Origin of the sequence: Arthrobacter sp. SDTb3-6 (genome assembly GCF_013376095.1) — a bacterium.
Classification (GTDB): Bacteria; Actinomycetota; Actinomycetes; order Actinomycetales; family Micrococcaceae; genus Specibacter.
The window spans coordinates 83,514-96,119 of sequence record NZ_JAAMFN010000007.1 but is presented as its reverse complement, the minus strand read 5'-3'; the positions used below and the strand labels follow the sequence as shown (position 1 = coordinate 96,119).

Annotated in this window: 9 protein-coding genes; 4 read left to right on the top strand and 5 right to left on the bottom strand. The window is 64.2% G+C overall.

Features of this window, described 5'->3' with window-relative positions; translation table 11 throughout:
• Positions 1 to 266 precede the first annotated feature (266 nt).
• Together G6035_RS05580 and G6035_RS05575 are read left to right on the top strand one after the other, a co-directional pair.
• Positions 267 to 1,112: a DeoR/GlpR family DNA-binding transcription regulator gene (locus G6035_RS05580; RefSeq protein ID WP_176616080.1), complete on the top strand. Its 846-nt coding sequence runs from the start codon at positions 267 to 269 to the stop codon at positions 1,110 to 1,112.
• Positions 1,113 to 1,237: 125 nt separating this feature from the next.
• Positions 1,238 to 2,104, top strand: coding sequence for a class I mannose-6-phosphate isomerase (locus tag G6035_RS05575; protein ID WP_371130864.1), 867 nt, complete (start codon positions 1,238 to 1,240; stop codon positions 2,102 to 2,104).
• A gap of 439 nt (positions 2,105 to 2,543) precedes the next feature.
• Here the strand turns inward: G6035_RS05575 and G6035_RS05570 are convergent, their stop codons facing one another.
• Both G6035_RS05570 and G6035_RS05565 read right to left on the bottom strand, forming a co-directional pair.
• Positions 2,544 to 3,965, bottom strand: a complete 1,422-nt coding sequence (locus tag G6035_RS05570; protein ID WP_176616078.1) for a carboxylesterase family protein — start codon at positions 3,963 to 3,965, stop codon at positions 2,544 to 2,546.
• Positions 3,962 to 5,941 carry an NAD(P)/FAD-dependent oxidoreductase gene (locus G6035_RS05565; RefSeq protein ID WP_218062981.1) on the bottom strand — a complete coding sequence of 660 codons (1,980 nt, stop codon included), beginning with the start codon at positions 5,939 to 5,941 and terminating at the stop codon, positions 3,962 to 3,964. Before G6035_RS05565 ends, G6035_RS05570 begins: the two co-directional genes overlap by 4 nt.
• Positions 5,942 to 6,074: 133 nt before the next feature.
• Between G6035_RS05565 and G6035_RS05560 the strand changes: the two genes are divergently transcribed.
• Positions 6,075 to 6,779 carry a GntR family transcriptional regulator gene (locus tag G6035_RS05560; RefSeq protein ID WP_176616077.1) on the top strand — a complete coding sequence of 235 codons (705 nt, stop codon included), beginning with the start codon at positions 6,075 to 6,077 and terminating at the stop codon, positions 6,777 to 6,779.
• 128 nt (positions 6,780 to 6,907) lie between these two features.
• Here G6035_RS05560 and G6035_RS05555 read toward each other — a convergent pair whose 3' ends face one another.
• Positions 6,908 to 8,488 carry an FAD-binding oxidoreductase gene (locus G6035_RS05555; RefSeq protein WP_176616076.1) on the bottom strand — a complete coding sequence of 527 codons (1,581 nt, stop codon included), beginning with the start codon at positions 8,486 to 8,488 and terminating at the stop codon, positions 6,908 to 6,910.
• Between the two features lie 99 nt (positions 8,489 to 8,587).
• On the opposite strand from G6035_RS05555, the gene G6035_RS05550 reads away from it, so the two are divergent.
• Positions 8,588 to 9,529 (top strand): LysR family transcriptional regulator, encoded by a 942-nt coding sequence (locus G6035_RS05550; protein WP_176616075.1) that lies wholly within the window; start codon positions 8,588 to 8,590, stop codon positions 9,527 to 9,529.
• Here the strand turns inward: G6035_RS05550 and G6035_RS05545 are convergent.
• Complete coding sequence (locus tag G6035_RS05545; RefSeq protein ID WP_176616074.1) at positions 9,526 to 10,860, bottom strand: LLM class flavin-dependent oxidoreductase; 1,335 nt, start codon at positions 10,858 to 10,860, stop codon at positions 9,526 to 9,528. The two genes, G6035_RS05550 and G6035_RS05545, sit on opposite strands and share 4 nt — an antisense overlap.
• A gap of 225 nt (positions 10,861 to 11,085) precedes the next feature.
• Positions 11,086 to 12,450 carry an MFS transporter gene (locus tag G6035_RS05540; RefSeq protein WP_371130863.1) on the bottom strand — a complete coding sequence of 455 codons (1,365 nt, stop codon included), beginning with the start codon at positions 12,448 to 12,450 and terminating at the stop codon, positions 11,086 to 11,088.
• Between the last annotated feature and the right edge of the window lie 156 nt (positions 12,451 to 12,606).

Below are 12,606 nucleotides of genomic sequence, written 5' to 3'. Positions count from 1 at the left end.
GGTTTCAAGGTCTTGCCTGAATGTGCTTGAAGTTACAGTTTTCTGCATGGTATTGCGATTTTACGCGCGTCCTCCTCCCCCGGGCAAGGACTTTTACGGATATGCCGAAAATAGTTCGCAAACCAGGGGGAAGCCGTGCATCCACGCCCACACCAGCCGTCGAGCATTGCCGTGTGGAACGCTTCCGGGGTGTCCGGCGTGCGGTAATTTTCCGATATCTACATCTTTAACTCGCACAAAACCGCATAATCTGTTAGGAATGGGACGTGGACCATCAAACAACGCCAGCGCCGGCGCGCCTCCCCGCCGGCCGCAAGGCTGAACTCCTCGCCTACGTCGCCGAGGCCGAGCACGCCACGGTCGCGCAGCTCGCAGCCCGGTTCGAAGTTTCCGCCGACACTATCCGACGGGACCTCCACCAGCTACACCGAAGAGGCCTGGTGGTCCGTACCCACGGAGGTGCGGTGAGCGTGGACGTCATTGGCGCGGCGGAGAAAAGGCTTGACGTGCGCATGCAAATCCACACCGAGGAGAAGGAACGGATCGGCGCCCTTGCCGCAACGCTGGTCTCCAGCAATTCCGTGCTCATGATCAACGCCGGCACGACCACCCTTTCGGTGGTCCGGCACCTGGGTGAGCGGCGGGATCTCACGATCGCAACCAACAATCTGCGCATCGCAACAGAAATCTCTCCGAATATCGTCCGCGACCTCTACTTGTTCGGCGGATCCGTACGTATTGGCGGCCAGGCGACGATCGGACCGGTGAGTCTCCAGCTTCCAGGGGGCCGGGACCTTCAGCTGCGCTGCGATCTTGCACTCATCTCCGTGGGTGCCGTGTCGGCCAAGGGCGGCTATTCGACCAGCAATCTCTCCGAAGCCGTAATGATGGGTGAAATGATGGAGCGAGCGACGCGCGTTGCCATTCTCGCCGATTCGTCCAAATTCACCGAGCCTCTCTTTGCACAGATCGCCGGGCTCGATCGCGCTCAGTACCTCGTTACCGACGCCGCCCCGCCGTCAGAACTCGCCGAGGCACTTGGGCATGCGGGCGTCCAAATCCTTGTCGCCACAGCCTCCGGCCAGTCCGAAAACCACAAAGCCGCGCAATGAAACCGCCCCACGGCCCATTGGTAGTGGGGACAAACCGGCCGGCGGCGCGGTTCTACAAAGGCGGCGCGAAAATCGACGCTTTCCGCTCACTCCCCCCTGGCCTGGACCATACCCCTGAGGACTGGGTGGCATCCACGACACCGGTTCGCGGCGCGGCGCCAGCCGGGCTGACCACACTTCCCGATGGAACCCTACTGCTGGACGCAGTCAGAAAAGACCCGATCGCCTGGCTGGGCGCCGGGCACGTGGCGCGCTGGGGCGCGGACTCGATGATCCTCGTAAAACTTCTGGACGCCGGACAGCGACTGCCCGTGCATGCGCATCCAGACGATGCCTTCGCCGCAACGGAACTCGCCTCAGCCCACGGGAAGGCCGAGGCGTGGTTCATTCTGGAACCTGGCGACGTCTACCTGGGCCTGCGCGCGGACATTGACCGCGCCGGGCTCGCCCGGTTGGTCCGCACCCAGGACACCACCACGCTCCTGCGCCTGCTCAACAAGGTGGCCGTCGCCAAAAATGACTCGGTCACCGTCCCGCCCGGAACACTCCACGCCATTGGCAAGTCCGTGCTCCTGGCGGAAGTCCAGCAGCCCTCCGACCTGTCGATCCTGCTGGAATGGGAAGGGTTTGCCGTCGACGGAGCGGCAGAGGGTCATCTGGGACTGGGCTTCGACCGCGCCCTCGAAGCAGTGAACATCCAGGCCACCGCCCCCAGGCAAATCGGCGATCTCGTGCGCCGCGCGGCACTGGAGGGACCTGCCTTGCCCACCTTCACCAAAGCCTGGTTCCGGCTCGACCGGACGACTTCGTCCGCCGGCTACGGCCCCGGATTTGCCATCATCATTGCCACGGAAGGGTCATCACGGCTCATCAGCACAGCGGGAACCCTGAACATGGCCAAGGGCACGACCGCCGTGGTTCCTGCCGCCACCGGGCCCATAACGGTGAAGACCGACGGTGCAGCCCTCATCGCCAGGCCTCCCGCCGCATGAGCGGACAACCTGCCAGCCAACAACGCCAACTGGGCTGCTGGTCGGACGGAAGTCACAGCTGATATCGACGACTGGTACAACTTTCTGCCCACCCTGATGGCCGGCCTACTGCCCCGGACAGTGGCCCGCACCAATCACCACCACGGCGACCACAAAACTTTGGGGGCGGACATAAAAAAATTACGACGATACGGTCACAATGACCTTGCGTGCGCAGTTGTTTGGTGGTGAGTTGAGGCGAACACGGTGCCGGATGCCGCGCTGCGGTCCGTAACAGGGGCGTAGGCCTTCACGCCCAGCTGCCACAAGAGCCAGTCAGGCGGGCGCACGGCTCCAAGGCTCCAAGGCTCCAAGGCTCCAAGGCTCCAAGGCTCCAAGGCTCTAGGGCTCTAGGACAGGCGACCACGCCCTGCCGGAGTGGCGCTCCCCTGCAGACCGCCTACCCGGTCAGCTGCCGACGGCGGCGTTCCGCACCCCCCCGCTTGGCGGCAAAGCGGTCCGCAAGCGGCACTCGGCGCACCCCCCGGGCATCCAGGGCGTAGCCGTGTGGATCGGCCCCGTTCAAGGGTCTGACCCCCGTGGAATTTGGAACGCCGCCCCATCCCTCGTTGACAAAACCCAGCACCAGCGAGCGGAGGTGGGCGCCCACAGCCTCGAACTCCTCCTCGATGGTGCCTTCCAGCATGGGCGAATCTGCCCAATCGAGGCGGTTGCCGAACAGGAAGGGGACGTCGAAACCGTGGGCCGCTCCCATGCGGACGTCCCGCGCAGCATGCTCGAAGCGGACACAGGCCGCCTTCCGGCCTGCCGCCTGGACGGCCAAAGCCAATTCCGTCGCGTACGTCTCGAACTGGTGCAGCGTCATGGCCCCGGCCAGCTGCGCCTTGGGTGATTCCGGGTTCAGGGCTGCCAGGTGTGTCCCCACGGCCTGCGGATCCTCAAAGTGTGCACGAAGAAATCCTGCCACGGCGGACGGGTCAAAAGCTGCCTCCGGGGCCTGGCCAAGGAACGCGGATGCTTCAGAGGCCGTATGTGTAAGCAACAGTTCGTCCACGTGCAGCCGTCGCGCAGCGGCCCCAGGCGCAAAAAGGTCGGCAGGCATCGTTTCGTCGGCACTGGGCATGATGCCCAGCCCCTTCCCCGCATGAGCCCGGCCAATCCTTGCCTGGGCCTCGAGCAGCCGGTTGATGCCGACGGCGGACGGGTCCTTACCCTCCAGCACGTCGGCCGCCAGCGCCCGGCGCCCGGCCGTCTCAGCGGTGTCCAGCGGCGGCTGGAACGCCAGGGACAGCAGTGCCGTCCTCGCGACCATCCCGCGGGTCTCCTCCAGCTGGCTGAGTGCAAAGGCATAAAACGCCCCGGCGGACTGTCCGACCAGCGTGACCTTCCCGGCGTCGCCCCCGTAGCTCGCGATGTTCCCGCGCACCCAGCGCAGCGCCTGCACCAGGTCGGACAGGCCAAGGTTGCCGCCGCCAATTTCGCCGGCGTGCGAGAGCATGCCCAAGCGGTAGTTGACGCTGACGACAACGCAGCTGCCTTCCGCTGCGAGCCGTCCGCCGTCGTACCAGCGCACGGTTCCGGCACCTGAGATAAAGGCGCCACCCGGGATATAAAAAAGCACCGGCAGCCCCGAGGCCCCCTCCGGGGCGAACACGTTCAGCTGAAAGGCGTCCTCCCGTTGCGGCAGTTCGGCCAGCGCGGGGCCCAACAGCCAGTCCAGGCCGCCGGGAAGCTGCGGAAAGGCGGCCGGTTCGCTGCGTTCGCCCGGTGCCGGATCCACGAGGGTGCTAAACCGGTCCCCCGGGTTGGCCGGCCGGCCATAGTGTATGCCGCGGAAAGCCTGGACGGCCCTGGGGCTCACGTGACGATCTCATAGTCTTCGAGCTTGACCGCCCGGGTCACGTTCCAGTATTCGAGCACAGGCAGTGGCCAAATCTGGGATACCCGGCCGAACTTGTTCTTGTACCAGGTCTGCACATCCGGGTGGCCCCAGGCCTTCTGTGCGTTGGCCGCGTCTATGGTCTCGACGAATCTTTCCAGCGCCTCCTGCTTGAGGTCGAGCGCGACGATTCCGCTTCGGAGAACGATGTGCATGGCATCGAGGATGTAGCTCAGCCCGTACTCAATCATGGAGAACAGCGAACCATTAACCACATGGCCGGTGTTCGGTCCGGAAACGATGAAGAAGTTCGGGAAGCCTGGCACGGTGATGCCCGCGTACGCGGTGGCATTGCCCGCCCAATATTCGTGCAGGTCGCGGCCCTCAAGGCCCGTGACCTTCAGCGGTTCGAGGAATTCGGAGGCCTGGAAGCCCGTGGCATAGATGATGACGTCAAGTTCGTGCAGCGTTCCCGTGCCGTCGACGATGCCCTCCGGTCGGATGCCGGCCAGGCCGTTGGTGATGAGCGAGGTCTGCGGCTTCTTCAGGCTGGCCGACCAGACCCCGTTGTCGCGCAGCATTCGTTTGCCGCCGACGATGTAGTCGGGGGTGACCTTGGCGAGCAGGTCCGGGCGATCCGAGTACTGCACCTTGAGCAACTCCATGAGCTGCTGGCGAACGCGTTCGTTCACGGCGGACACCGAGCCCGGGGTGGTCCACGCCGGATCCGCGGCGGTGGTGTGCTGGCGTCCTTCAACGCCGAGCCAGTGCTGCCAGAAGCGCAGCCACTGGCCGTATTGCGGCAGGTGCTCCGCGAGCCACATCACGGTCTCAGGCATGTCCTCGTAGTAAAACGGGGTCGGAAGCATCCAGGGGGAACTGCGCTGGAAGACCTTGAGCTCGGCGACCTCGTCCACGATGGCCGGCACGATCTGATAGGCGCTGGCGCCCGAACCGATCACCGCCACGCGCTTGCCGCGCAGGTCGATGGCCGGATCCCATTCCGCCGAATGCACCTGCACGCCGGCGAAGGACTCGCGGCCGGGGGTTTGGGGGACCTTCGGGCGGTCCAGCTGGCCGACGGCGGACAGTACGGAGGAGAACCGCCTTACTTCGCGCACGCCGTCGCGCATCGTTTCGAGCTCCCACAGGGAATCCCCCGCGTTCCACGTGGCCCCGAGGACGTCGGTGTTCATCTGGATGTTCTCGGTGATGCCGCTGCGCCGGGCGACGGTGCGGGTGTATTCGAGGATTTCCCGGCCCTCGGAGAATTGCTGCGGCCAGTCGTCGCGCTGGGCGAATGAGAAGGAGTAGGCGTAGTTGGGTGTGTCAAGCCGCACGCCCGGGTAGGTGTTTTTCCACCAGGTTCCACCCACTTCGTTGCCCTTTTCAAACACGGTGTAGGGGATGCCGGCTTGGCGCATGCGGTAGGCGGCGGCCATGCCGGCCACGCCGGATCCGATGATCGCCACGGTGAAATTGCGTTCCGGGGCCACCTCCGCGGCGTTCCAGCGCGGGGCCCCGTTGTGCTGCGGCACCAGGGCCATGTCGTGCATGAGCATCGGGTGGTAATCGGGATTGGCGCCATTGGTGAGCCAGTCCAGGATGGTCGTGGCCTGTTCGTCGCTGAGCACATTCGCACGGGTCAGCGCGTTGTCGCGGACCTGCCGCAGCGCCTCAAAAGCCAGTTCCCGGGCCGTTTGGCGCTGTGCCTCGTCCATGCCACCGTGGGGCGTACCGACGGTGTCGACGGGCGGCTGCGGCGGGCGCAACTCCTGGCGCAGCATCGAGTAGTCCCCGGTCACCGCGGCCAGGGCAATCATGAGGGCCGGAAGGTCGGCGGTTTCCGCGACGCGGCGCAGGAAGGCGTCGTCCTCCGTAATGGGCGAGTATTCCTCCCGCCAGTACAAGTCATCGACCCGCATTTGCGTTCGATCCTGCATGAGGGATTCGGTCATGTCCGCTCCTAGGTGCTGGGGTTAGCCGGGTTTGGCCACGGGGCCACGTAGTGATCTGCATCAAGTCTCATGCCTAAACTATGCATAAGTCAAGACACAATGCATTCTTGACATCGTTTGGTAAGATTTCCTTATGGCCAAGATGACCGATTCAGCGACCCTGTCCAAGCACATCAGGGACGCCCTGCGCAATGACATCCTCGAAGGGCGATGGGCGCCGGGGGCCCGGCTGCAACTGACCGACCTTTCCTTGCACTACGCGACCTCGAGCACCGTGATCCGCGAGGCGCTCACCCGGCTCGTGGGCGACCGCCTGGTGGCGCTGCGGCCCAACCGCGGCTTCTTCGTGCCCGAGCTGTCCCTGGCCCAACTCAGCGACATCACCGAGATGCGCTGCGTCAACGAGTCCCTGGCAGTTTCCATGGCCATCGAACGTGGTTCGCTCGAATGGGAGAGCGAACTCATGGCAGCACATCACACCCTGGAACGTACGGTCCGACGCGATCCGGAGAACCCCGATGTTCACACGGAGGATTGGAACCATGCCCACCAGGCCTTCCACGCGAAACTCGTGGAAGCCTGCGGCGTACCAGTGCTCATTGACCTGACCTGCACGCTCTCGGACCTGAGCCAGTTGTACGGCAGATGGGCCGGCGCCGCCACCCGCGACGTCAAGCGCGATGTGGCCAAGGAGCACCGCGAGATCCTTAACGCGGCACTGGACCGCGACGCCAAAAAGACCGCTGGCCTGCTGCGGCGGCACTACGAGACGACGCTGAAGGCCGTACGCCAAGCCGGTGAGGTCGGCCTTGCGGACGCTGCGGAACAGGCCTCCTAGGCGCGTTCCGGCCGTTTCCCACCCCCACCAGCGAGACTCCCCCGCCGGCAGACGGCAACGGGCATGACAAGTCCCACGGTGTCCGGACCTTCGAGGGCCGGACACCGCAGGACTTGTTCGCACGGCGGCTAACGTGCCGCCAGAATAGCGTCGGACTTGGACCGCGCCTCGCGGAAGCGCGCCGGCCAAACCCCCTGCTTACCCGGAGCAATGATCCCCGCCGGATCCAGGGCATCCTTAATCCTTTCCTGCAGGCGGCGGACTGCGTGGTTATTGAAATCAAAGCCGTCGGCGATTCGGTCCATGTAGTCCACATGGCTGCGGTAGGGCGCATACCCGCGCGAACGGGCCGTCTCCAGCAACTCGGAATACAGGGCACGCGCCCGGGCCAGCATTTCCTCGTTGCCGCGCTCGAAGAAGATCATCGTCACATGGACCATGTGGCGCGGGTAAAGGTGGTATCCGATGTACAGATCGAATCCATGCTTTGTGTAGAGGCGTTTGGCTTCCTTGTAGAAGGAGTAAACTTCCGCGCCGCGCGCCGGGATGATCGGAGCAGCATCGATGTGGCCCCCGTTTTCCGCGGCCCATCCCACGGTGGAAAGCGGCTTGAGCGTCGGCACCCCGGCCATCTGGGTGCGGTCACGCTCCGCGATGTCCTCATGCTGCAGGGCCATGCCCTCGGTGCCTGAATAGAACCGGGCGTCCACGCGCGCACCAGGGATCGCAGCGATGCGTTCCTCGATGATTTCCAGTCGGCGCTCGCACAGGCGACGGTCGCCGTAGAGTGCGAACTTGCCGTTCCATTGGCCCAGGCCGAATTCCTGGCGCATCTCCTCGAGCCTCCAGTCGGGGATCGAGCCCTCTCCATCCCAGAACTTGGCCCGGTTGCCGCGCATGGTCGCGGCGCGGACCACGTTGCCACACAGGGCGTTGTTCTGAATGATTTCCTCCCGCCGCAAGGTGGTCAGGATGTCGATAAGCGCCGGCAGGTCCTCCTCGTGCTCCACTGCGATGTCGCCGTTGACGTAGGTATGCGGGGCCGGCTGCAACCAGAGCCCCACCTGCGTGACCACGCCGAGGTTGGATTGCGTGAACAGCCCGTCCAGCGTGGGGCCGAACCCGCCTTGGAAGATCGGACCGAGCTCGGTGCCCTCCATCGCCCCCATTCCGGTGCGTACCAGCTCGCCGTCCGGCAGCACGACCTCCATGCCGCATAGCGACTTCACGTGGTCCCCATGCGGTGTCATGCCGTAGCCGCGGTCGAGCATGTTGCCCAGCACCGAGCCCCAGCCGAGGGCGGGAACGCTCATCCAGACCTTCAGTCCGCGTTCCTTGATGTAGTCGAACAGGTCGAAGAAGGTAACACCTGGTTCCACCACCGCGAAACAGAGGCGGTCGTCGACCTGCAGAATCCTGTTCATGCGGCTGAGGTCCAGTGCCACCGTGCCGGCATCGCGGGGCTCGGGGCCCCCATAGCCAAGGTTCTTGCCGCAGGAGAAGGTCCAAAGCGGCACCTCGAGTTCGGTGGCGAGGCGCACGATCTCCTGCACCTCGCCGGTGTCCGCCGGGCGCACGCCGGGCCACGGGACACGCCCGGCGTTCAGCGGATAGGGATCGATGTATCCTTCGGGATTCTCGAGTGCGACGACGTTTTCCGTCCCGACGACGTCTGCCGCCCGACGGAGGAATTCCTCACGGCGATCCATTGTTCTTCCTTCCTTGATCGGGCGTTGCCGCCCGGCCCTGACGGTTTCAGTCAGTGTTTATGTACTGGATTACGTTTGGCATCAATTAGATTGATAAATATGAATCTTGAGTCCCATCCACAGCTGACCCTGCGCCAGCTCTGGCATTTTGTGGTGGCCGCCGAAACCGGAAGCATGGCCGAGGCGGCCCGCCGGCTGCACATGGCCCCCTCGGCGATCTCCATGTCGATTGCGGAGCTCGAAAGGATCGTCGGCTCCGATTTGGCCATTAAGCGCCGCGCGAAGGGCTTGACGCTGACCGCCACCGGCAAGACCGTGCTCCATCAGGCCCGGACGCTGCTGGAACTGGCCGACGAGCTCGAGTCCCTGGGACGCGGCGCCCGCGTCTCGCTGCGCGGCCCGTTGACTGTCGGATGTTTCATGACGCTGGGACCCACGATAATTCCCACAATGCTCTCCGCCTTCGCCGAACAATGCCCGGAGGTGGAAGTCGACTTCGTCGAGGGCTACCACGATGAGATGCAGCAGGCCCTCCTCGACGGGTCGATCGACGTGGCCTTCCTCTACGGCGCCGAGATCTCCCCGGCACTGCGCAGTGCCCCGGTCACCGCCGCCGAACCGTACGTGCTCGTCGCCTCCAGCCACCGGTTCGCCACGCGGGAATCGATCACACTTTCCGACATTGCCGAAGAGCCGCTGATACTTTTCGACGCCGAACCGGTTTCCCGCCGGATCCTGGGCCTCTACGAGCAGGCCGGGATCGTCCCGCTGGTCCGCCACCGCTCCAGGAGCTACGCGACGGTGCGCTCGCTGGTTGGCTCGGGCCGCGGGACGGCGGTGCTGTTCCAGCAGCCGGCGCTCGAGGCGCCCTATCAGGAATTGCGCGTGGTGCTCAAGCGTCTGGTTCTTCCCCGGCAGGGCCCCGCCGAAGCGGTTCCCGTCTCCGTGGCCTGGCCGCGCAGTACGAGACTGAGTGCGCGCGCCCAGGCTTGGATAGAGGTGGCCAGCGAGCTTTTCGACCATGCCGGGCCGTCCGCCTAGGCCAGAACGTTGGTGCGGATCGAAGAGGGGCGGGACAAACCGAGGTTGTCGCGCAACGTGCTTCCCTCGTACTCGGATCGGAAGTAGCCGCGTTCCGTCAGTTCAGGCACAAGCTTGTCGCAGATCAGCTTGAAGCCGCCAGGGTTGAAGGGCGAGTTCAGGTTGAACCCGTCGCAGGCCTTGGAATCAAACCAGTCGATCATCCGGTCAGCCACGGCGGCCGGGGTACCGGCCATCCATTGGTGGCCGGTCGAGCGGGCCAGATCCACGATCAATTCGCGCAGGCTCATGCCCTGGTCAACCGACTTGCGGCGGTAGATCTGGTAGCGCGAGCCGAGCGCCGGGTCGTCCGAGAACCACTCGGCCGGGATCGACTCGTTGAAGGCCAGCGAGGACAGGTCCATTTTCAGATCCGCACCCACCTGGACACGCCCATTGTCCAGATGAATGTGGTTTGCGAGATGCTCCGCGAGCTCGTCCGCCTCGGCCTGCGTGTCGCCCAGGATCGGCAGGATGCCGGGAATGATCTGCACGTCACGGGCACGGCGCCCCTTCGCCTCAGCCATGGCCTTGAATTTGGCGTAGAACTCCACGGACGGCTCCTTCATGGGCTGCGCGGTGTAGATGCCATCTGCGACCGAGGAACCGAGCTCCATGCCGGGTCCCGAGGAGCCGGCCTGCACCAGCACCGGGCGGCCTTGCGGTGAACGCGGCATGTTGATGGCGCCCTCGACGCTGAAGAACTCGCCACGGTGGTTGATCGGATGAATCTTGGCGGCGTCGACGTACCAGCCGGTTTCCTTGTTATTCGTCACCGCATCGTCCTCCCAGGAGTCCCAGAGCTTCTGCACCACGTCGACGAATTCGGTGGCACGGCGGTAGCGGGTCGCCGGGTCGGGTGCTTCGGTGATGCCGAAGTTCTGAAAGCCGTCCGAGGAGGTGACAATGTTCCAGCCGGCGCGGCCGCCAGACATATGATCCAGGCCGGCCATCTGGCGGGCGACGTTGTAGGGCTCCGAGAAGGAGGTGGACACGGTCCCGATCAAACCGATGTTCTTGGTGCGGGCGGCCAGGGCTGAGAGAACGGTCATCGGCTCGTAGAAACCATTCATCTTTATATCGCCGCGCATTACCGTGTTGGCGTGGACGATGTCTCCGAAGAAGATTGCGTCAAGCTTCGCATCCTCGGCCATCTTCGTCAGGTCGTAGACAAAGTCCAGGTTGGCGAGTTCCTCGGAGCGGCTGCCCTCCATGCGCCAAGAATCCTTGTGATAACCGGCGGGCAACATAAACGTCGTCAAGACCATGTGCTTGGGGTTCTTCGGTGCCATTGCGGCTGTTCCTTTCGCGGGCGTCCACAGCTGCAGCGCAGTGGGACGGGGTTCGGATGTGTGGCGTTGCTTCAATCGTCGCAAGAGACGACAAGTTCGTAAATACAGAAATTTCCGCTGAATAAAGTCAATCGAACTGACGGACAGCACGGATGGATCGTCAAGGGGTCGATGCCTGCGGCATCGACCCCTTGACTCATGTCCTCGGTGCGGGAATAGGCATGCCTAGCGGGACTGCAGCTGCTTGTCCTTCAGCGGCGCGCCGGCCAGCTTCGAGTGAGCACCCTCCGGTCCCACGCGGACGGCAATGAGGCCAAATACGAGGATGGCTACCCAGAAAACACCAACCCAGGCGAAGCCGCCGATCAGGGTGAGCGCTGTGGCAATCATCGGCGTAAACCCGGCGCCCAGCGTGGCGGCTCCCTGGTAGGACAGCGACGCGCCGGTGTAGCGGACGTCCGCCGGGAACAGCTCGGATATATAGGCCCCGATCGGTCCGGCCAAGATGCCTTGGACCACGCCGTTGCCCACGACCACCGCAAGCATGAATCCCCAGGCGGTCCCGTCATGCATAAGGTAGAGCGCCGGGAACACCCAGAGGACACCAAGGACGCCGCCCAACGTCAGCACCGCGCGGCGCCCGATGCGGTCCGAAAGCCGCGCGGCCCAGAAGCAGACGACGATCGTGAAGACCGCGGCCAGGCCCTTGATGTTCAGCACCGCGGAACGGTCGACTCCTTCGCCGACGGCCACCGACACGCCCCACGAGGTCAGGACGCCCTGGCAGGTGTAAAAGCCAAGTGTGGCCACCAACGTGATCGCGACGATGCGCGGATGGTCCCGCAGTACGCGCAGGATAGGCGCGCGACGGCGCTTCTGCACGCCCTGGGCCTGGGAATCCAATTCCTTGAACACCGGCGACTCCGCAACCTTGAGTCGAATCACCAAGCCCACTGCTATCAGCACGGCGGAAAACAGGAAAGGAATGCGCCAGCCCCACACCAGGAACTGGTCGCCGGTGACGGCGGAGACACCGGAGACGACGAACGTGGCCAGCAGTCCCCCGGCCGGGCCGCCGGCGTTGGCAAATGACGCCGCGAATCCGCGCTTCGACGCGGGCGCGTGCTCGAGTGCCATGAGGGTCGCGCCGCCCCATTCGCCGCCGACGGCAATGCCCTGGACAAGGCGCACCAGCACGAGGATGACGGGGGCCGCCACCCCGATGGTCGAGGTCGAAGGCAGAAGGCCGATGGCGATTGTTGCAAAGCCCATCATCATCATGGACAGGACGAGCATCTTCTTGCGGCTCACTGAATCGCCGAAGTGGCCGAAAATGAGGCCGCCCAGCGGGCGGGCCACATACCCGACAGCCAGGGTGCCAAAGGAAGCGAACAGTGCAAGTCCCGGTGTCAGGTTCCCGAAGAAGACCTTGTCAAAGATGAGCGCGGCAGCGGTCGCATAAAGAATGAAGTCGTAGTACTCGATGATGCTGCCGAGAAGGCTTGAACCGAGCACCCGGCGCAGGTCTTTGGTGTTCAAGGTTTCGGATGCAGGCGCATCCAAGGCGGGGGAGATTTTTTTTCGTGACACTGAAGCACTTCCGTAGACGACAAAAAATGTGACTGAGTACATAATGACGGACGTCACATGCTTTGGCAACAGTTACGCATTTCTTGGCTAAGAATATTTTCTTCTCCCTGGGATCCACGGTCACCTTGGGAGGATCCAGCCAAAAACAGCCGCTCC

What these genes read in the sequence shown, in the direction of transcription:
- G6035_RS05565 (WP_218062981.1), bottom strand. Translation starts at nt 5,941, where the DNA reads ATGACCGAATCCCTCATGCAGGATCGAACGCAAATGCGGGTCGATGAC.
- G6035_RS05560 (WP_176616077.1), top strand. Translation starts at nt 6,075, where the DNA reads ATGGCCAAGATGACCGATTCAGCGACCCTGTCCAAGCACATCAGGGAC.
- G6035_RS05555 (WP_176616076.1), bottom strand. Translation starts at nt 8,488, where the DNA reads ATGGATCGCCGTGAGGAATTCCTCCGTCGGGCGGCAGACGTCGTCGGG.
- G6035_RS05550 (WP_176616075.1), top strand. Translation starts at nt 8,588, where the DNA reads ATGAATCTTGAGTCCCATCCACAGCTGACCCTGCGCCAGCTCTGGCAT.
- G6035_RS05545 (WP_176616074.1), bottom strand. Translation starts at nt 10,860, where the DNA reads ATGGCACCGAAGAACCCCAAGCACATGGTCTTGACGACGTTTATGTTG.